Raw genomic sequence first — 19,026 nt, forward strand, 5'->3', positions numbered from 1 at the left:
TTTGTGACTTGTCCCGCAGATCGCATGCCCGTTCGCCTCCAGGGCTGACAGGATCTCCGCATGAGCGATCAGCAACGGGACGCGATCGAACGTGCCTGGGACGGTGTCGTCACCACCGCCCGCAGGACGGCGGCGGACGGCCTTGTCGTCGGGACCTCGGGAAATGTGTCGGTACGGGTCGGCGGGACAGTCCTGGTCACCCCGAGCGGCGTGCCGTACGACCGGCTCCGCCCCGAGGACGCCGTCGGTGTCGATCTGGAAGGCAACCGTGTCCTCGGCGAACTGGCCCCGACCAGCGAACTCCCGCTCCATCTCGCGGTCTACCGGAACAGCGACGCGGCCGCCGTCGTGCACACCCATGCGGTGCACGCCACGGCCGTCTCCACCCTGGTCCCCGAGGTCCCTCCGGTCCACTACGCCGCCGCCATGCTCGGGGGCCCCGTCCGGGTCGCGGCCTATGCGCGCTACGGGACCGAGGAGCTGGCCGAGAACATGCTCGCCGCTCTGCAGGGCCGTACGGGGTGCCTGCTCCGGAACCACGGAACCGTGACCTACGGAGCGACCCTTGACGAGGCGTTCGACAGGACCGCCCAGCTGGAATGGCTCTGCCGGCTCTGGCTCACTGCGAGCTCCGTCCCCGGGCACACCCCGACCCTGCTCTCCCCGGCCCAGTTGTGCGACGTGCAGGAGGCACTGAAGGGATACGGGCAACCGGGCTGACCCGCCCCCTGTCCGCCCCCGCTGTCCCGTCCCATCCGTCCTGCCCCCCTGCCGGGGCACCGGACGGCCCCCGTCCGCTGGCAGGGTGCGGCGCACCCCACGACACTGAAGCGGTGCGCCCGGCAACAGTCACGGCAGCAGCCGTCACCACGATCCTCGGCGTCGGTGCGGCAGCGGTCGCGGCCGGCCGGTACGCCAGCGACGCCGCCCTCGGAGCGCCGCCCGGACGACCACTCCCCACCGACCGCGGGATCACCGTGCACGCCACGGCGGCCGGGCAGGTCACCCTGACCCGCTCCTTCGCCGCGCTGCGACCCGGTACGTACGGACTGGAGGGCGACGACGTCCACGCCGTCGTCGGCCCGGTGATCGAACACGCCCACCACGCCCCCGACACCGTCGTCCGCAGACTGGAACGAGTCAACCGCGGCAGCCTGGAAACCGGCGCCAAGGTCCGCATCACCCCGCAGCTGCACAGCGGCGACCCCTCGTCGGCCCTCGGAATCGATCACAGGGAAGTCGAGATCCCCGGCGAACTCGGCCCCCTGCCCGCCTGGTTCCTGCCCGGCCCCCGTGACACCTGGGTCATCGCCGTGCACGGTCTCGGCACCACCAGGGAACACCCCATGAACGTCATGGAGTTCCTGCACGATCTGCGCCTGCCCGTGCTCGACCTGGCCTACCGCGGCGACGCCGGAGCCCCGCGTTCCCCGGACGGCCTCACCCACCTCGGCGAGTCCGAATGGCGCGACCTTGACGCGGCGGTCCGCTTCGCCGTGCGGTACGGAGCCGAGAAGGTCGTCCTGCACGGCTGGTCCACCGGCGCCTCGATGGCGCTGCACGCGGCCGTCAACTCCGCGCTCCGCAACCGGATCTGCGGTCTCGTCCTCGACTCCCCGGTCCTGGACTGGGTCACCACGCTGCGCGCACTGGCCGTCGCCCGCGGTGTCCCGACCGCACTGCTGCCGCTCGCCGTCCGCGCAGCCCAGGGGCAGACCGGGCTGCGCGGCGCCCGGCTCCTGGACGGCTCCCTCGCAAAGGCGCTGCATGTCCCGACCTTGATCTTCCACGGACCGGACGACACCCTGGCCCCCTGGCAGCCGTCTCGCGATCTCGCCGCCCGCCGTGCGGACCTGGTTGCCCTGCGCGCCGTACCGCAGGCTCCGCATGCGGCGATGTGGAATGCCGACCCGGTCCACTACGAAGAGGCCCTGCGCCGCTTCCTCACGCCCCTGATGTGACCTGATGCGGGGGATCGGCCGATTGGTGCCGGACCCCGCCCGCCACCCCCTTCCACCGCGAATTCGGGTTCCGTTTGGGCTTTCGGCCCGTCAGGGGCAAGACTGCTCCCCGTGACGTCCCGTACCCCGCGCGACTCCAGGCTGCGACTTGTCCGCCCGCGACCCCTTGCCACCGCTCGCAAGGCCGTGACCACCCGGCGCACCAGGCCGGCTCCCCGCCCCCCGGAGGGCACCCCACCCAGGGCGGAACTGGCCCGCCAGGCCAGGACGGCCCTCGCCGACGCCGTACGGATCGCCCGCTGGGCAGCCGACGGCGCGATCCCCGGCGCGCCGCCCCTGGCCGCCCAGGCCCTCGAACGGGCCGTGACAGCCCTGGAGTTGTCCCCGGCCCAGGTGCGCTCCGGCTGGGACCGGGCCCGGCTCGCCGGTCTGGTCGAACTGCACGGCGACACCGCACGCCCCGGCTGGCGGCTGCGCGCCTGGGACCGCGACGACTCCGCCGTGCTCCGCGGCTGGGTGGCGCTCTTCGACGCCTGGTCGCTCGTCCACCCCGCGCCCGAGGGCATCGAGTCCACCGCGGTCGCGGAGGCCGTCGAGGCCGTGCCGCAGGTGCTCTCCCTCCTCCAGCTCTCGGCGGGCCCGGTCACCGTGCCCGCCCTCCTGGACCTTCTCGGTCAGCGTGTCGCGGAACTCCACGAGGAGCGCTGCGAGGTGCCGTACGGGCCGCAGGCGCCGCCCGCACCGGCCGAGTCCGCCCCCGCGGGACACCCCGCAGCCCTGGTCGCCCTCCTTCTCGACTGGGCCCTTGAGGGACTGGCCGCCGTAGGCGCGCTCACCCTCGGCGCCGGACATGCCACCCTCACCCCGCTCGGCAACTGGGCGGTCTGGGTCAAGCTGGAACAGATCTGCGTCGCGGCCCAGAGTCCGGCCGGGAACATCGAGCAGTCCGCCGCGGACATGCTGCTGGGCTGCGCCCGGCTCACTCCCGGTCCGGCCCGCGCCGAATACCGGGCCTGGCTCGCCGCCCGCCCCGTCGGCAGTGCCGTTGCCGAACTCCTCGGCGTCGCCCGCGGGGAGGACGCGCTGCTGCGCGGACTCGCCTTCGAGGCGCTCCGGGTCGTCGGCGCACCCGCCGAGCCCGAGGTGCGCTCCGTCGTGGGCGACCCCTCGCTGCGCCCCTATGCGCTGCTGTGGCTGGCCGAGTACGGCGGAACGGACCCCGAGGACGCCCAGGACGTCCTCAGCCGCGAGGAAGCCACCTGGCTCTGGGTCGACACCGCGGCGGCCGTCGCGGACCACGGCGAGACCGGGCTGCTGGTCCGCCATCTCGACTCGGCCGTCCAGGGCACGGTGCCGGCGCTGCTGGACGAGGTAAGGGCAGTCGGCCACCCGCGGACCGTGCAGGTCCTGGTGGCCCTGGCCGCCGCGCACCCGGACCCCGCGCTGGCCAAAGCGGTGCGCCGGGCCGCGTTCCAGGTGCACACGGGCGGCGCGTAGCGCACGTGAGTCCGCGTCGGACGGGCTCGGCCCCGAGCCCGTCCGGCCGACCGCCCGTCAGTCCGCCGACCCCGGTGCGTACGTCCCGAAGCTCCACACATTGCCCTCCGCGTCCCGCGCAATGAAGTCGCGGGAGCCGTAGTCCTGGTCCGTGGGCGGCATCAGGATCTCCACCCCGTACTCCACGGCCCGGGCGTGGTGTTCATCGACCTCGTCCACCACGACGTAGACACCGGCCGGGCCCGCTCCCTGCATCGCCTTGGCGAAGACACCCTCGCGGCCCTTGGAGCCCAGCATCACCCTGCCGTTGCCGCAGGACAGCTCCGCATGCAGCACCGTGCCGCTCTCGCCCTCGTACACCGCCTCCTCGGTGAAGCCGAGGCCCTCCGTCAGCGTCCTGATCGCAGCCTTCGCGTCGTCGTACAGAATCGTCGGATAGATCGTCGGAACGCCGGCCGGTGCGCCTGCCATCGCGCTCACCCCTTCTCGTACTCCCGTGACCTGCTTCTGTGATCTGCATCTCAGTCTTCCACCGGCCGCTGACAACGGCTCGGCTCGGCTCAAGAGGCCCGGCTCGGACGGCCCGGCTGCCGACGGTCCGGCTCAGCGGAAGGTGTTGCAATCGGCCATGTCTCCGCTGCGGAAGCCGGTGGTGAACCACTGCCGCCGCTGCGCGGCCGAGCCGTGCGTCCAGGACTCGGGCGTGACCCGGCCCTGGAACCTCTCCTGGATCCGGTCGTCGCCGACAGCTGCCGCCGCGTCGAGTCCGTCCCGGACGTCCGCCTGTGTCAACGAGGTGATCAGCGGTCGCCCGGTCGATTCGTCGGGCGTGGTTGTCGCGTGATGCGCCCAGACCCCGGCGTAACAGTCCGCCTGCAGCTCCACCTTGACCGCGTTGCTGTTCGCACCGGTCTGCCTGTCCTGCGAGCGGCTCAGCGTCCCCATGAGGCCCTGCACATGGTGCCCGTACTCATGGGCGACGACGTACGCCTGGGCGAACGGGCCGCCGCTGGAGCCGAACTTCGTCCGCAGCTCGTCGAAGAAACCCAGGTCCAGATAGACCTGCCGGTCACCCGGGCAGTAGAACGGCCCGACCGCCGAGGTCGCGGAGCCGCACGGGGTGCCGACCCGGTCGGTGAACAGGACCGTCCGGGCGTCCGTGTACGTCCCGCCACGCCGCCGGAACTCCTGCCCCCAGTAGTCCTGCACGCTGTTGACCACCGCGACGATCCGGCAGTCCTCCCTGGTGTTCGCGTCCTGTCCGGTCCGGCAGGACTGCTGCACCTGTGCCGCCGAGGACGCGGTCGCCGTCGTGCCCGAGCCACCGGACGACAGGCCGAGCTGATCGGGGCCGACGCCGAAGAGCAGCCCCAGGATCAGTGCGATGAGACCGGCGATGCCACCGCCCACGGTGGCCTTGCCGCCGGGGATGCGGCTGCCACGCACATCCTGGACCTCGGACGTGTCCAGATCGGCGTCGTCGTCGAACTGCATGGGCACCACCCTCTGCTCCGGCCGTGGTGGCCTCACCACCTCCGCCGAGTATTAGGTAGTTCACACCGCAATGCCCTTTTTTGGTCGCGCGGTGGAGTGGAGCGGCAGCGTTGAGCGAGTTTTCGGCAAGTGCGGTGAGCGCACGCGGAAAAGCAGTTGCACACCGCCAGTAGAATGACCCGTATGGCAAATCTCCTTGTGCATGAGTAACGGCGTCGAGTCGAGCTCTGTCATCGTCCCGTCCGCCGTCCACACCGCCCTGGAGTTTTACCGTGATCACCGCTTCCGGCATCGAGCTGCGCGCCGGCGCCCGCATCCTCATCGAGTCCGCCTCCTTCCGTATCGCCAAGGGTGACCGCATCGGCCTCGTCGGCCGCAACGGAGCGGGCAAGACCACCCTCACCAAGTGCCTCGCAGGCGAGGGCAACCCCGCCGGCGGCACCATCGCCCGATCCGGTGAGGTGGGCTACCTCCCGCAGGACCCGCGCACCGGCGACCTCGACGTACTCGCCCGCGACCGCATCCTCTCCGCCCGCGGTCTCGACGAGATCCTGCGCAAGATGCGCGAGAACGAGGAGCGGATGGCGAACGGCAAGGGCGCCACCCGTGAGAAGGCGATGAAGAAGTACGAGCGCCTGGAGACGGAGTTCCTCACCAAGGGCGGATACGCCGCCGAGGCCGAGGCCGCCACCATCGCCGCCGCGCTCAGCCTGCCCGACCGGGTGCTCGGGCAGCCGCTCCACACACTCTCCGGCGGTCAGCGCCGCCGCGTCGAGCTGGCCCGCATCCTGTTCTCGGACGCCGACATCCTGCTGCTCGACGAGCCGACGAACCACCTCGACGCCGACTCGATCGTCTGGCTGCGCGACTACCTCAAGACCTACCGCGGCGGCTTCATCGTGATCTCCCACGATGTCGAGCTCGTCGAGACGGTCGTCAACAAGGTCTTCTACCTCGACGCCAACCGCTCGCAGATCGACATCTACAACATGGGCTGGAAGCTCTACCAGCAGCAGCGCGAGGCCGACGAGAAGCGCCGCAAGCGCGAGCGGCAGAACGCCGAGAAGAAGGCCGCGGCCCTCAACTCGCAGGCCGACAAGATGCGCGCCAAGGCCACCAAGACCGTCGCCGCGCAGAACATGGCCAAGCGCGCCGAGCGGCTGCTCTCCGGCCTGGAGGCCGTCCGGGTCTCCGACAAGGTCGCCAAGCTGCGCTTCCCCGAGCCCTCGCCGTGCGGCAAGACGCCCTTGATGGCGGAGGGGCTCTCCAAGTCCTACGGCTCGCTCGAAATCTTCACCGATGTGGATCTTGCCATCGACAAGGGCTCCCGGGTCGTCATCCTCGGCCTCAACGGTGCGGGCAAGACCACGCTGCTCCGGCTCCTCGGCGGTGCCGAGAAGCCCGACACCGGCCAGGTCATCGAGGGCCACGGACTCAAGCTCGGCTACTACGCCCAGGAGCACGAGACCCTCGACCCGGAGCGCTCCGTCCTGGAGAACATGCGCTCCGCGGCGCCGGACCTCGATCTCGTCGACGTCCGCAAGACGCTGGGCTCGTTCCTCTTCTCCGGCGACGACGTCGACAAGCCCGCCGGCGTCCTCTCCGGCGGTGAGAAGACCCGTCTCGCGCTGGCGACCCTGGTGGTCTCCTCCGCCAATGTGCTGCTCCTGGACGAGCCGACGAACAACCTCGACCCGGCTAGCCGCGAGGAGATCCTCGGCGCGCTGCGTACGTACAAGGGCGCCGTGGTCCTCGTCACGCACGACGAGGGAGCGGTCGAGGCGCTTCAGCCGGAGCGCATCATCCTGTTGCCGGACGGTGTCGAGGACCTGTGGGGCGCGGACTACCAGGACCTCGTCGCGCTCGCCTGATTCCGGCCCCGTCACCGTCTGATCCACTTCGTCTGGATCATTCGGCCTATGCGTGATCCATCATCTGCGTGAGTACGTCTCGTACCTCGGCGCGGCGCCCGGCAGATACCTGCCGGGCGCACCCATTTGGGGCCGCAATCCCCGTGTGGCCCTGACCTGGCGGTTCATCCCGGGTCTGTCCTCACACGCCCCCACAGCCCCCCGGAATACGGGATTCCGGTCGTGTAGGCCCGTTCCCCGGGCGGGAATCCCGTTGCACGGACCTTGCCGAATGGGTGGCCAGGAAGCCTCCGAGGGGTGATCATGAGAGTCCAGAGCGCACTTCCCATGAGGAGGCACGGGTGGCCGAGACTCTGAAGAAGGGCAGCCGGGTTACCGGCGCCGCGCGCGACAAGCTCGCGGCAGACCTGAAGAAGAAGTACGACTCCGGTGCGAGCATCCGGGCGTTGGCCGAAGAGACCGGCCGCTCCTACGGATTCGTCCACCGGATGCTCAGTGAGTCCGGAGTCACGCTGCGTGGACGCGGCGGAGCGACACGAGGCAAGAAGGCCGCCACGGCCTGACGGCCTTCGGCGGATCGGGGCAGGTCGTCCGGCTCGCCCCGGGGCTCACCGGTTTCGGCGGTGGCCACCCGGTTGATCGTGATATCGACCGGGTGGTTACTGTTCAGTCACTTAGCTCGAAGTGCTGACTGAACCGATCCGGAGGCGCCCCATGACCTCGCTCGACTCCGTTCTCGACAAGGACGGCGTACGACTCACCGTCGATGACGCGGTTGCCACGGTGACCCTCGCCAATCCGGCCAAGCGCAACGCTCAGTCCCCCGCTCTGTGGCGGGCGTTGACAGAGGCCGGACGGGCACTGCCCGGCAATGTGCGGGTCGTTGTGCTCCGCGGCGAGGGCAAGTCCTTCTCCGCGGGCCTCGACCGGCAGGCGTTCACCCCCGAGGGGTTCGACGGTGAGCCGTCCTTCCTCGACATGGCGCGCGGCCCGGAGACCGAGCTCGACGCGACCATCGCCGAGTACCAGGAGGCGTTCACCTGGTGGCGCCGCAACGACATCGTGTCGATCGCGGCCGTCCAGGGACATGCGATCGGTGCCGGCTTCCAGCTCGCTCTCGCCTGCGATCTGCGGATCGTCGCCGAGGACGTGCAGTTCGCCATGCGCGAGACCAGCCTCGGTCTGGTCCCCGACCTCACCGGCACGCACCCCCTGGTCAACCTGGTGGGATACGCCCGCGCGCTCGAAATCTGCGCCACGGGCCGCTTCGTGCACGCCGCGGAGGCCGAGCGCACCGGCCTGGCGAACCTCGTCGTCCCCGCCGACGAACTGGACGCCGCCGCCCGCGATCTGGCCGGCGCGCTGCTGGCCGCCCCGCGCGACGCGGTCGTGGAGACCAAGGCGCTGCTGAGCGGTGCCGTCTCCCGTGGTTACGAGGAGCAGCGTGTCGCCGAACGCGCCGCGCAGGGCCGCCGTCTGCGCGACCTGGCGGGCATCACCGACTGAGAGCTGTGCCCTCGATCGCCGGGCGGGCTCGCTCCTTTGGCCCGTCCGACGGTCAGCCCCGTCCGACGGTCAGCCCCGTCCGGTGGTCAGTCCCGCTCCACCACCGCCGTGACCAGCACCGCGACCGAGGGACTCCCCTCCACCGCATCCGCCACCGCGCCCCGTACCGCACGTGCCACATCGAGCGCCCGGTGGCCGGAGTCCGTCGCCAGTTCGACCCGTACACGGTCCGGGCCCGCGTGCACCGCGTCGCCCAGCACCCGGGTCAGCGTCACGACACCCGGAACCCCCGCGGCAGCGAGCCCCGCCGCCCCCTCCGGCCTCGCCGAGCGCACCTCGGCCGGTGCGGGCGCCCGCCGTTCGGGTGGTGTGTCCAGCAGCTCCGTCACTCGGAGATCCACCTCGGCGACCACCAGGCCCAGCCGGTGCCCGGCTGCCGTCAGCAGCGCCGAGCGCAGCGCCGCGGCCGCGGCGGGCAGCGGTCGGCCGGACATCGCCGACATGGTCGCCTCGATCCGCAGCGGCCCCGGCGGCAGCGCACTCGGCGGCGGTTCCACCTCCGCGTCCGGGGCCCGATCGGGATCAGCCACGGAGATCCTGAGCTCCCCGAGCACCGGTCCAGGTCCCGGCCCGCCCACCGCGTCACGCAGCACCCAGGCCGCGGCCCGCTCCGAGATCCAGGCCCCGTCCGACGGGCCGCCCAGCGGAAGCAGCCGGCCCAGGCCGAGCCGTTGCCGAACCGCTGCCGTCCATCCGTCGGCCCTGTGCGGGCTGTCAGCCGTCGTCATTTCCCCAGCCTGCCGCATCCACGGCGCGAGACGGGGCAAGCGCACTTAATGTGGGCAAGGAGGTCCAACCTGCCCCGAAGGGAAGAGTGGCGATGACCGACACCCCACAGCGGAACCGTCCCGAGAGCCCCGACAAGGAATTGACCCCGATCACCAAGCGTGGCGGGGGAGACCCCGCGACCCGTGGCCGTACGACCATCGCCGACGGCGTGGTCGAGAAGATCGCGGGAATGGCGGCACGTGACGTGGTCGGTGTCCATGCGATGGGCAGTGGCTTCGCGCGTACGTTCGGAGCGGTGCGCGAACGGGTACCCGGAGGCGGGAAGTCCGTCACCCGAGGGGTCAAGGCGGAGGTCGGCGAATCACAGACCGCTCTCGATCTGGAGATCGTCGTCGACTACGGCGTGTCGATCATCGATGTCGCCCGTGACGTACGGGAGAACGTCATCGCGGCGGTCGAGCGGATGACGGGCCTCGAAGTCGTCGAGGTCAATATCGCGGTCAGCGATGTGAAGCTGCCCGACGAGGAAGAGGAAGAGCCCGAGCCACGTCTCCAGTAGGCCTCCTGGCCGAGGCAGTTGAGGAGCGCAGGATGAACATGGCTGTGGCCGGCATGGTGGCCGGCATGGCGCTCGGATTCGCCGGGTACTTCGGCGGATTCGGGGCCTTTCTGCTGGTGGCCGCGTTGGGGGCGATCGGCTTCGTCGTCGGTCGCTTCCTGGAGGGTGACCTGGATCCCGGCGACTTCTTCCGGAGTCGCGAGCGCGGCGACCGACGGCGGTGACGGCGTTGTCGGGGGCGAGCGGCAGGGTCGCCGCCGGTGAGCGCGGGGAGACCCGGATCGCCGACCGGGTGGTCGCGAAGATCGCCGCACAGGCGGCGAAGGAGGCGATCGACGAGCCGCCGAAGGAAGGCGCCTCGCCGCGCGCCACGGTCACGGTGCACCGCGACACCGCCCGGGTCCGGGTGAGCCTGGAGCTCGGATATCCCTCCGACATCGGGCGCCAGTGCGGCGGGGTGCGTCGGCATGTCGTCGCACGGGTAAAGGCGTTGGCGGGGATGGAAGTGCCCGAGGTCGCCGTACAGGTCGAGCGCCTGCATCCGATGGGAGCGAGCATCGCGGCACAGGGGAGGATCCGATGACCGAGCCCCACGAACCGGAACACCGTACGCAACGGCTGCCCACCACCCGGCCCGTCGAACAGGGGACCGCGCTCGAACTCGACCAGTCCGCCTCGTCCGCCGCCTACGACCCGGCGCCCGCACAGCAGGAGAGCGGCGGCAGGGCGGGCCGTTTCTGGTCCGCGCGCCGCATCCCCGCGGCGATCCTCGCCCTGGTGATCCTCGGCGGCACCGGTCTGCTGCTCTACGACGTGGCGGCGGTAAGGGCCGGCCACCCGGCGATGCGGTGGCGCCGCACGCTGGCCGACGAGCTCGCCGTCCGGCCGCTGGACGACGTCTGGGTGCTGGCCGGCGCGGCGGCCGCCGTGGCGATCGGCCTGTGGCTGCTCGTGCTCGCCGTCACCCCCGGACTCCGCGGCCTGCTGCCGATGCGCCGCGACCGCCCCGGTGTACGGGCCGGCCTCGACCGGCCCGCGGCCGCACTGGTCCTGCGGGACCGCGCCATCGAGGTGTCGGGTGTGCGGTCGGTACGGGTCCGGATGGGCCGGGGCAAGGTCGGGGTGCGTGCGGTGTCGCACTTCCGTGAACTCGACGACGTACGGGCCGATCTGGACACCGTGCTCGGGACCGGCATCAAGGATCTGGGTCTGGCCAGGCCGCCGAGCCTGTCCGTACATGTCCGCCGTCCCGCGAAGAAGGGGTGAGCCCGTTGCTCAGGACCGTCAACCGGGTACTGCTCGGCCTGGCCGGGCTGGTGCTGATCTGCGGCGGCGGTGCGGTGCTCGCCGCCGGGCTCGGTCTCTCCGTACCGTCCTGGTGGCCCTGGTACGGCAAGGGCGACGTGCTCCTCAGCGAGGCCGACCGGGACCGCTGGCGCGGCGAGGGCTGGTGGTGGCCGACGGTGATCGCGCTCCTGGCCGTCGTGGTCGTCCTCGCACTGTGGTGGCTGCTGGCCCAGCTGCGTCGCGCCCGGCTCGCCGAGGTGCTGGTGGACAGCGGCGACGGCGAGGGTGCGCTGCTGCGGGGCCGGGCCCTGGAGGGGGTGCTCGCCGATGAGGCGGGGACCTTGGACGGGGTGGCCCGCGCCCAGGTCGTGCTGACCGGCCGGCGCAGTTCGCCGCGCGCCAGGATCCGCCTGCTGATGGAGCCGCACGCGGCGCCGGACGAGGCGCTCGGCCGCCTCACCGACGAGGCACTGGCCCATGCGCGGGATTCGGCCGGACTGGCGGAGCTCCCGGCCGAGGTGCGGCTGAGGGCGGTCAAGCACCGTGCGGAAAGGGTGAGTTGACGGCCGTTGCCGTGGTGTCCCCGATCGCCGGACGGGCCTGAGGAATCGAACCCGTCCGGCGGTCCGGGGCAGAGCGGGCCGGTTCAGAAGCCGTGCCGGGAGCCGCCGTCGACCGGCAGCATGACGCCCGTCAGGTACGACGCCGCGGGCGAGAGCAGGAACGCCGCGGTCCGGCCGAACTCCTCCGGAGTGCCGTAGCGCCGCAGCGGAATACCTGCCTCATTGGTCGTACGAGAGGCTTCCGCATCGCCCGAGCGCGCATCCAGCTCACGCATCCGGTCCGTGCTGATCCGGCCCGGCAGCACCCCCACCACGCGGATACCCCGGGGGCCGAGCTCATCGGCCAGGGACTTGGCGAAACCGGCCAGGCCGGGGCGCAGACCGTTGGAGATCGTCAGCCCGGCGATCGGCTCGTACACGGAGCCGGAGAGCACGAAACCGATGACCCCGCCCTCGCCGAGCGTGGCCGCCGCGGCCCTGGCAAGGCGTACCGCGCCCAGGAACACCGACTCGAAGGCCGACTGCCACTGCTCGTCGGTGTTGTCGGCGACGAAGCCGGGCGCCGGTCCGCCGACGCTGATGAGAATGCCGTCGAGCCGGCCGAAACGCTCGTGCGCGCTGTTCACCAGACGCTGTGCGGAGGCGGGGTCGGCGTTGTCCGCGACGAGGCCGACGGCGTCCGGCCCCAGTTCGGCGGCGGCCGCCTCGACGCTCTTCTCGTCCCGGCCGGTGATGATCACCCTCGCGCCGTCCTCGGCCAGCGCCCGCGCCGTGGCGTTGCCCAGCCCCCGGCTCGCTCCGGTGACGATGTACACACGGTCCTTCAGTCCAAGATCCATGGGCCCTATCCTGCCGTGTCGCCCTCCAGCGTGTTCTCCCCGGCCAGCGCCATGGCGGTGCCCACCAGTCCGATGTGGCTGAACGCCTGCGGGAAGTTGCCGAGCTGCCGGTGCCCGACGATGTCGTACTCCTCGGCGAGCAGCCCCACATCGTTGCGGAGCGCCAGGAGTTGCTCGAAGAGTTCTCTGGCCTCCTCGGCGCGCCCGGTCAGGCGCAGGGCGTCGGCCAGCCAGAACGAGCACGCCAGAAAGGCCCCTTCGCTGCCGGGCAGTCCGTCGATCGAGCTGCCGTCCGTGCTGTAGCGGCGGACCAGGCAGCCGCTGCCCAGCTCGTCCCGGACCGCGTCGACCGTCCCGATCATCCGGGGATCGTCCGGCGGCAGGAACCCGGTCCGGGCGATCAGCAGCGTCGCGGCGTCCAGATTCCGGGAGCCGTAGGACTGCGTGAAGGTGTTCCGCACCGGGTCGAACCCCTTCTCGCACACCTCCCGGTGCACGGCGTCCCGCATCACCCGCCACCGCTCGGCGTCGCCGGCCAGCGAGGGGTTCTTCTCCAGGGTGCGTACGGCACGGTCGGCGGCGACCCAGGCCATCACCTTGGAGTGCACGAAGTGGCGGCGCTGGCCTCGGATCTCCCACAGCCCCTCGTCCGGCTCGCGCCAGGTGGACTCCAGGAAGCCGAGCAGGCTGAGCTGAAGACTCCAGGCGTGCGGCTTGTCGTCCAGGCCCGCCTCGCGCGCGAGCCGCAACGAGTCGATGACCTCTCCGTACACATCGAGCTGACGCTGGCGGACCGCGGCGTTACCGATCCGGACCGGGCTGGAGTTCTCGTATCCGCTCAGCCACGGCAGCTCCGCCTCGGGCAGCCTGCGCTCGCCCGCCAGGCCGTACATGATCTGCAGGTCGGCCGGGTCCCCGGCGACGGCCCGCAGCAGCCAGTCCCGCCAGGCGGCAGCCTCCTCCAGATAACCGGCCGAGATGAGGGCGCCGAGGGTGAGAGTGGAGTCCCGCAGCCAACAGAAGCGGTAGTCCCAGTTCCGTACGCCGCCGATCTCCTCGGGCAGCGAGGTGGTGGGAGCCGCCACGATGCCGCCGGTCGGGGCGAAGGTGAGCGCCTTCAACGTGATCAGCGAGCGGATCACCGCCTCCCGGTACGGGCCCCGGTACTTGCACCGCGCGGACCACTCCGCCCAGTCGGACAGGGTGCTCTTCAGCGCCTCGAACGGGTCGACGAGATCGGGGCGCGGCGAGTGCGAGGGGTGCCAGGTCAGCACGAACGCCACCTGTTCGCCCTCGGAGACGGTGAACGACGAACAGGTGGAGAAATGCTGGCCCCACGTTCTGACCGGCGGCTCGCTGCGCAGCCAGGCCGAGTCCGGCCCCGCGACCGCCACCCGGTGCCCCTGCGAGCGGCGCACCCACGGCACGACCGAGCCGAAGTCGAAGCGCAGCCGGATCACAGAGCTCATCTCGACGGTGCCGCTGATGCCCTCGATGATCCGCATGACATCGGGTTCCTGGTCGCGCTGCGGCATGAAGTCGATGACCTTGACCGTGCCGGTACGGGTCTCCCAGAACGTCTCCAGGACGAGGGAGTCACCCGCATAGCCGCGCCGGGTGCAGGTGTCGGCGCCCTTCGGAGCGATCTGCCAGTGGCCGTTGTCCTCGTCGCCGAGCAGGGCCGCGAAGCAGGCGCCCGAATCGAAGCGGGGCAGGCACAGCCAGTCGACAGAACCGTTCCTGCCGACCAGGGCGGCTGTCTGCAGATCGCCGATGAGGGCGTAGTCCTCGATGCATGGGGTCACGTTCTGGCGTGTTCCCGAACCTGGGGCTCGCTAAGCAGTCCCAGGAGAGACGGGGGTCATTCCGACGGACAGCCGATGCCGGCCCACGGACAGCTCGCCGACACCCGGGCGGAGCCGGTGTCAGGCCGTCGCGGGTTCCGGCTGCTCCGGCTCCTTCGGCTCGGAGGCATCCTGCTCCCCGGCGGCGGCCTTGGCCGCGGCCTCCATCCGGTCGCGCTTCTCCCTGCGGGCGAGGACCACGAAGCCGACCGGGACACCGGCGGCGAACAGCCACCACTGCACGGCGTACGCCATGTGCGGGCCGATCGAGCTGTCGTCCGGGGCCTCGATCAGCTCCGGGGAGCCGCCGACGGGCTCGGGCGCGGTCTGCTCGATGTAGCCGCCGAGCACCGGCCGGGAGAGCCGCTCGGCCTCCTGGGCGCTGTTGATCAGCATCACCTGGCGGTCCGGCAGGTCCGAGATGTCCTTGATGCCGCTGGCGCTCGTCGTCTCGTCGGCCTTGAGCCGTCCGGTGACGGTCACTTCGCCCTTGGGCACGGCCGGTACGTCGGGGAAGGCGCGCTGGCTTTCGGCGGAGGGCACCCAGCCGCGGTTGACCAGGACCGTGCCGCCGCCCTTGAGGTCGAGCGGGATCAGTACATGGACGCCGATCCGGCCGTCGGTGGAGGTCCTGCGGCGTACGACCACCTGGTGCGCGGTGTCGTACGTACCCGTGGCCGTCACCGCACGCCAGTAGTCGGAGCGCGGGACCGTGTGACCCGGAGAGGTGAGCGAGGCGACCGGAACCGGTTTCGCCTTGAGGTTGCGGGAGATCAGAGAGTTCTGCGCGACCTTGTGCTCATGCCGGTGCAGCTGCCAGAAGCCCAGCTCGACCATCGTGGGAATCAGGACGAGGGAGAGGAGGGCGAGGATCAGCCACTGCCGGGTCAACAGGAAGCGGTACACCCCATGACGGTACAACTGCGTCATGGGGTGCATCGCGCAGGGGTGGGGGAAGGGGGCGCGGCGGCCGGTGATCAGACTTTGTCGATGATGCCCACCTTCCCCTCGGCGCGGGCGCAGTGACCGCCGCAGAACCAGTGCCCGTCGACCTCGACCCCCTGGCCGATGACCTGGACCCTGCAGTGTTCGCAGATGGGCGCCATGCGGTGAATGGCGCAGGAGAAGCAGTCGAAGACGTGCACCGCGCCCTGCGCGTGCACCTCGAAGGACATGCCGTAGTCGTTTCCACAAACCTCACAACGTGCCATGCGCCACAGGGTGGGATGCAAGGGCGGCGGCGGGCGAGCGGCGGGCGGGCGAGTCGTCCCCGGTTCACTCCGATGACGGCGCGGTCGCCCGAGCCGACGCCGGCGCCACATCGCGCAACAGATGGGTGAACGCGCTCTCGTCCAGAACCGGCGTGCCGAACGACTTCGCCTTCACCGTCTTCGACGTCGCCGAGTCCGGGTCATTGGTGACGAGCAGGCTGGTCAGCCGGGACACACTGGTCGCCACATGCAGCCCGGCCTCCACGGCCCGGTCCTCCAGCAGTTCGCGGTCGACGGAGGTGTCCCCCGAGAACGCCACCCGCATGCCCTGCATGAGAGGTTTGTCCTTCTCGTACCGTCCGGGGTTCGGATGCGGGCACGCCGGACGCTTGCGCGAGGGACGCCAGCTGTTCTGACCGTACGAAGGCTGGTAGCCGACCCGCGGTGTGACCGGGGAGTCCGACCACTCGGTCAGCGGCCGGCACTCCAGCAACGGCAGCCGCACCCCGCCCCGCGCAGCCGCATGCAGACTCGGCCGGAACGCCTCGGCCAGCACCCGGGCGTCGTCCAGGGCGTGGTGGGCGCGCTGCTGCACGACTCCGAAGTGCGCGGCCAGCGACTCCAGCTTGTGGTTGGGCAGCGGCAGCCGCAGCTCCTTGGAGAGCGCGATGGTGCACAGCCGCTGCTCGACGGGGGCGGTGACCGAGGCCCGTGCGTACTCCCGGGCCAGCATCGACCAGTCGAAAGCCGCGTTGTGCGCGACGAGCACGCGGTTCGCGAGCCGCTCGGAGAGCTGGGCGGCGACCTCCGGGAAGAGCGGAGCGCCTTCGAGGACATCACTGGTCAGCCCGTGGATCCAGACAGGACCGGGATCACGCTCAGGGTTGACGAGGGTGTACCAGTGGTCCTCGACATTGCCCTGCGCGTCCAGGCGGTAGACGGCAGCGGACACTATCCGGTCGTCCCGTGCGAGGCCGGTGGTCTCCACGTCGACGACCGCGTACCCCTGCGGGTAGGCGGTCGGCCACGGTGCTGCGGTCTGGCGGTCGTCGAGCATGGTCACAGAGAATACGGGCCGCGACTGACAGTCTCCTATTCGGCGGTCTCCCGCCCCCGCATGCCGGTTCCGCGGCGCGACCCCTGTTGTGCGGACCCGGCCAGCAGCCCCTCCACCAGGGCCCGCACGGAATCCGCGAACAGCCGGTCCGGGTCGGCGGGCCGGGCCAGTGCGCGGGCCAGTGCCGGGTCGTCGTCCGCGGTGGACGCGGTCCACAGATCTCCTTCGCCGGGTGACTGGACGGGGGACCGCTCCCGGTTGCGTTCGACGAGCAGGAAGCCGACGGTCTGGAACTGCACTGCCCGCACCGCTGCCGCCGCCCGTGCCCCGCGCAGTCCCGCGGCGTGCACCTCGTGGACGAGAGCCTGTTGCGCGGGGAGGAACATTCGCTCGGTGAGCCCTCGTTCGTGGACCATCGCGATCAGATGTGGCCTGGCCCGCAGTTCGCGGTGCAGGCCGCGGGCGACGGAGACGATACGGGCCGCCGGGGTCCGGCCGGCCGGGCGGAGGGTGCCCATCTCCTGCACGGTGCGTTCGACAAGGGCGTCCAGCAGCGATTCACGATTGCCGACGTGCCAGTAGATCGACGTGACCGCCGTGCCCAGTTCCGCGGCGAGCGCGCGCATGGTGAGGGCCTGCGGGCCGTGCCGCTTCACCAGGGCGCCGGCCGTGTCCAGGACCTGTTCGCGGGTCAGTGACGATCGCGCCACAGCGCTCCTTGATTCTCGAACTCCGTTACGTGCATGCCTATTTACCCTTCATCGACGTCGGTGTAACTGTGTTACAGAACCGCACGGAGAACCGAGACACCGAGACACGGAGAACCGATTCACGGACGACCGAGAAGGGTGGTACGGCATGGCACGTGTACGGTACGGCGCGCGCACCGAGGCCGAGATCGCGGCGGCCCGCGCGGCCCGCTCCACACTCCCCGACATCTGGTCCACCGGTGTGGTGGCCCTCTGGGAGAGCGACCCCGACGCGGTGGAGGCCGTCCTCCCGCCGCCCCTCGAACCTGCCGAGCGCCCGCTCGTCCGGGCCAACATCAGTACGGTCGAACTCCCCGGCTACCCACTCGGTGCGGGCTCCGTCGCCGTCGCCGCCGTCCACGACGGCCACGAGGGCTGGTATCCGCTCGTCATGCCGATGACCCATGAACGGGCTCTGACCGGCGGGCGTGAGGTGTTCGGCGAACCGAAGAAGCTCGGCGAGGTGACCGTCGAACGCGACGGCCTCGTCGTCCGGGCCGCGCTCGCCCGGCACGGCATCGCGTTCGTCGAGGTGCGCGGCGCGGTCAGCGGGCCGCTCCCGCTGCCCCGGCCGACGGCCAAGCTCGACTTCTACTTCAAATTCCTGCCCGCGGTGGACGGCGAGGGCTTCGACTCCGACCCCGTCCTGATCCACTGCACCCGTCACGAGAAGGTCCGCAGACTGGAACGCATCTCGGGCGATGTGGTGCTGCGCGAGTCGATGTACGACCCGGTCGCCGACCTCCCCGTACGACGGCTGGTCGACCTCACCATCGGCGAGAAGACCAGCGACCAGCAGGGCAGGGCCGTGGAGCGGGTGAGCGCCGAGGCCCTGCTGCCGTACATCCACCAGCGTTACGACGACCCGCAGCAGATCCACGACGGCCCGCCGGAAGGAAGCGTCCGATGAGACTGGAGGAGGGCCAGGTCGCCGTCGTCACCGGCGCCGCGAGCGGCATCGGCCTGGCGATGGCACGCAGGTTCGCCGCCGAGGGGCTGAAGGTCGTCCTCGCCGATGTGGAGGAAGGCGCGCTCGACAAGGCGGCGGGCGAATTGCGCCGGGACGGTGCGCAAGTGCTGGCCAGGGCCGTCGACGTCGGCGAGCGGGAATCCGTACAGGCCCTGGCCGAAGCCGCGTACGACACCTTCGGCGCCGTCCATGTGCTGTGCAACAACGCCGGCGTCGGCTCCGGGGCCGAGGGCCGGATGTGGGAGCACGAGCCGAACGACTGGAAGTGGGCGTTCGCGGTCAATGTGTGGGGCGTCTTCCACGGCATCCAGGCGTTCGTGCCGCGCATGATCGCGGGCGGCGGCCCCGGCCATGTCGTCAACACCTCGTCCGGCGACGGCGGGATCGCCCCGCTGCCGACCGCCTCCGTGTACGCGGTCACCAAGTCCGCCGTCGTCACGATGACCGAGTCGCTGTACGCACATCTGAAGGCGGATGACGCGCCGGTCGGCGCCTCGGTGCTCTTCCCCGGCCCCCACATGCTCCGTACCGGGCTGTGGGAGTCGCACCGCAACCGGCCGGAGCGGTACGCCAAGAAGCGCCCGCGCAGGACCCCGTACCGCAACCTCGACCAGTGGGAGTCCGCCATGCGGGCGGCGGGCCACGAGGTGGAGTTCACCCCGGTGGAGGACGTCGCGGGGACCGTCGTGGACGGGATACGCGCCGACCGTTTCTGGATGCTGCCGGACAGCGAGCACAGCGACCGGCAGATCCGCGCCAGGTCGCAGTCGATGCTCGACCGGACCAACCCGTCGTACCTGGAGAGCTTCGTACTCGACTGAGGAGCGAG

The 19,026-nt window shown here is 71.0% G+C and carries 22 protein-coding genes; 13 read left to right on the plus strand and 9 right to left on the minus strand.

Annotation, left to right across the window (positions count from 1 at the left end):
- Positions 1-60 precede the first annotated feature (60 nt).
- The 3 genes from IEZ15_RS15210 to IEZ15_RS15220 all read left to right on the plus strand — a co-directional run bounded on the left by IEZ15_RS15210 (position 61) and on the right by IEZ15_RS15220 (position 3,458).
- The gene (locus IEZ15_RS15210; RefSeq protein ID WP_189277250.1) at positions 61-720 is read left to right on the plus strand and encodes a class II aldolase/adducin family protein; all 660 of its coding nucleotides are present in this window, start codon (positions 61-63) and stop codon (positions 718-720) included.
- A gap of 113 nt (positions 721-833) precedes the next feature.
- Complete coding sequence (locus IEZ15_RS15215) at positions 834-1,961, plus strand: alpha/beta hydrolase (protein WP_189277252.1); 1,128 nt, start codon at positions 834-836, stop codon at positions 1,959-1,961.
- Between the two features lie 186 nt (positions 1,962-2,147).
- Positions 2,148-3,458, plus strand: a complete 1,311-nt coding sequence (locus IEZ15_RS15220) for a hypothetical protein (protein WP_189277337.1) — start codon at positions 2,148-2,150, stop codon at positions 3,456-3,458.
- A gap of 57 nt (positions 3,459-3,515) precedes the next feature.
- Here the strand turns inward: IEZ15_RS15220 and IEZ15_RS15225 are convergent, their stop codons facing one another.
- Together IEZ15_RS15225 and ypfJ are read right to left on the minus strand one after the other, a co-directional pair.
- The gene (locus IEZ15_RS15225; protein ID WP_114243849.1) at positions 3,516-3,929 is read right to left on the minus strand and encodes a VOC family protein; all 414 of its coding nucleotides are present in this window, start codon (positions 3,927-3,929) and stop codon (positions 3,516-3,518) included.
- 132 nt (positions 3,930-4,061) lie between these two features.
- Positions 4,062-4,952, minus strand: coding sequence for a KPN_02809 family neutral zinc metallopeptidase (gene ypfJ, locus IEZ15_RS15230; protein ID WP_189277253.1), 891 nt, complete (start codon positions 4,950-4,952; stop codon positions 4,062-4,064).
- A 272-nt stretch (positions 4,953-5,224) separates the two neighbouring features.
- Between ypfJ and IEZ15_RS15235 the strand changes: the two genes are divergently transcribed.
- The 3 genes from IEZ15_RS15235 (at position 5,225) to IEZ15_RS15245 (ending at position 8,329) form a co-directional block, all read left to right on the plus strand.
- On the plus strand, positions 5,225-6,823 hold the full coding sequence (locus IEZ15_RS15235; RefSeq protein WP_189277255.1) for an ABC-F family ATP-binding cassette domain-containing protein: 1,599 nt from the start codon (positions 5,225-5,227) through the stop codon (positions 6,821-6,823).
- A gap of 341 nt (positions 6,824-7,164) precedes the next feature.
- The gene (locus tag IEZ15_RS15240) at positions 7,165-7,386 is read left to right on the plus strand and encodes a helix-turn-helix domain-containing protein (RefSeq protein ID WP_018518904.1); all 222 of its coding nucleotides are present in this window, start codon (positions 7,165-7,167) and stop codon (positions 7,384-7,386) included.
- Positions 7,387-7,537: 151 nt separating this feature from the next.
- The gene (locus tag IEZ15_RS15245; RefSeq protein WP_114243846.1) at positions 7,538-8,329 is read left to right on the plus strand and encodes an enoyl-CoA hydratase/isomerase family protein; all 792 of its coding nucleotides are present in this window, start codon (positions 7,538-7,540) and stop codon (positions 8,327-8,329) included.
- Positions 8,330-8,415: 86 nt separating this feature from the next.
- Here the strand turns inward: IEZ15_RS15245 and IEZ15_RS15250 are convergent, their stop codons facing one another.
- Positions 8,416-9,117 carry a hypothetical protein gene (locus tag IEZ15_RS15250; RefSeq protein ID WP_189277257.1) on the minus strand — a complete coding sequence of 234 codons (702 nt, stop codon included), beginning with the start codon at positions 9,115-9,117 and terminating at the stop codon, positions 8,416-8,418.
- A 92-nt stretch (positions 9,118-9,209) separates the two neighbouring features.
- On the opposite strand from IEZ15_RS15250, the gene IEZ15_RS15255 reads away from it, so the two are divergent.
- Genes IEZ15_RS15255 through amaP form a run of 5 tightly spaced genes read left to right on the plus strand, consistent with a single transcriptional unit; the run spans position 9,210 to position 11,527 of the window.
- Positions 9,210-9,677, plus strand: coding sequence for an Asp23/Gls24 family envelope stress response protein (locus tag IEZ15_RS15255; protein ID WP_114243844.1), 468 nt, complete (start codon positions 9,210-9,212; stop codon positions 9,675-9,677).
- A 32-nt stretch (positions 9,678-9,709) separates the two neighbouring features.
- Entirely contained in the window at positions 9,710-9,901 is a 192-nt protein-coding gene (locus IEZ15_RS15260) for a hypothetical protein (RefSeq protein WP_114243843.1), read from the plus strand.
- Entirely contained in the window at positions 9,898-10,260 is a 363-nt protein-coding gene (locus tag IEZ15_RS15265; RefSeq protein ID WP_373302567.1) for an Asp23/Gls24 family envelope stress response protein, read from the plus strand. Before IEZ15_RS15260 ends, IEZ15_RS15265 begins: the two co-directional genes overlap by 4 nt.
- Positions 10,257-10,943: a DUF6286 domain-containing protein gene (locus IEZ15_RS15270; protein WP_189277259.1), complete on the plus strand. Its 687-nt coding sequence runs from the start codon at positions 10,257-10,259 to the stop codon at positions 10,941-10,943. The genes IEZ15_RS15265 and IEZ15_RS15270 overlap by 4 nt, the downstream gene beginning before the upstream one ends.
- Positions 10,944-10,948: 5 nt before the next feature.
- Positions 10,949-11,527: an alkaline shock response membrane anchor protein AmaP gene (gene amaP / locus IEZ15_RS15275; RefSeq protein WP_373302568.1), complete on the plus strand. Its 579-nt coding sequence runs from the start codon at positions 10,949-10,951 to the stop codon at positions 11,525-11,527.
- Positions 11,528-11,610: 83 nt separating this feature from the next.
- Here the strand turns inward: amaP and IEZ15_RS15280 are convergent, their stop codons facing one another.
- From IEZ15_RS15280 to IEZ15_RS15305, 6 genes are all read right to left on the minus strand, one after another.
- Positions 11,611-12,366 carry an SDR family oxidoreductase gene (locus IEZ15_RS15280; protein ID WP_189277261.1) on the minus strand — a complete coding sequence of 252 codons (756 nt, stop codon included), beginning with the start codon at positions 12,364-12,366 and terminating at the stop codon, positions 11,611-11,613.
- 5 nt (positions 12,367-12,371) lie between these two features.
- A complete protein-coding gene (locus IEZ15_RS15285; protein WP_189277263.1) occupies positions 12,372-14,171 on the minus strand; it encodes a glycoside hydrolase family 15 protein in 1,800 nt (599 codons plus the stop codon).
- Between the two features lie 120 nt (positions 14,172-14,291).
- The gene (locus IEZ15_RS15290) at positions 14,292-15,116 is read right to left on the minus strand and encodes an SURF1 family cytochrome oxidase biogenesis protein (RefSeq protein ID WP_114243837.1); all 825 of its coding nucleotides are present in this window, start codon (positions 15,114-15,116) and stop codon (positions 14,292-14,294) included.
- A gap of 71 nt (positions 15,117-15,187) precedes the next feature.
- On the minus strand, positions 15,188-15,421 hold the full coding sequence (locus IEZ15_RS15295) for a metallothionein (protein ID WP_078852816.1): 234 nt from the start codon (positions 15,419-15,421) through the stop codon (positions 15,188-15,190).
- 64 nt (positions 15,422-15,485) lie between these two features.
- Positions 15,486-16,484, minus strand: coding sequence for a DEDDh family exonuclease (locus IEZ15_RS15300; RefSeq protein WP_189277264.1), 999 nt, complete (start codon positions 16,482-16,484; stop codon positions 15,486-15,488).
- A gap of 29 nt (positions 16,485-16,513) precedes the next feature.
- Positions 16,514-17,188, minus strand: coding sequence for a TetR/AcrR family transcriptional regulator (locus tag IEZ15_RS15305; RefSeq protein WP_114243835.1), 675 nt, complete (start codon positions 17,186-17,188; stop codon positions 16,514-16,516).
- A 148-nt stretch (positions 17,189-17,336) separates the two neighbouring features.
- Here IEZ15_RS15305 and IEZ15_RS15310 point away from each other — a divergent pair, with 148 nt between their 5' ends.
- Complete coding sequence (locus IEZ15_RS15310) at positions 17,337-18,137, plus strand: acetoacetate decarboxylase family protein (RefSeq protein WP_114243834.1); 801 nt, start codon at positions 17,337-17,339, stop codon at positions 18,135-18,137.
- Positions 18,134-19,018, plus strand: coding sequence for an SDR family NAD(P)-dependent oxidoreductase (locus IEZ15_RS15315; protein WP_189277266.1), 885 nt, complete (start codon positions 18,134-18,136; stop codon positions 19,016-19,018). Before IEZ15_RS15310 ends, IEZ15_RS15315 begins: the two co-directional genes overlap by 4 nt.
- Positions 19,019-19,026: the final 8 nt, after the last annotated feature.

The organism is Streptomyces atratus (genome assembly GCF_014648655.1).
Lineage (GTDB): Bacteria > Actinomycetota > Actinomycetes > Streptomycetales > Streptomycetaceae > Streptomyces > Streptomyces atratus.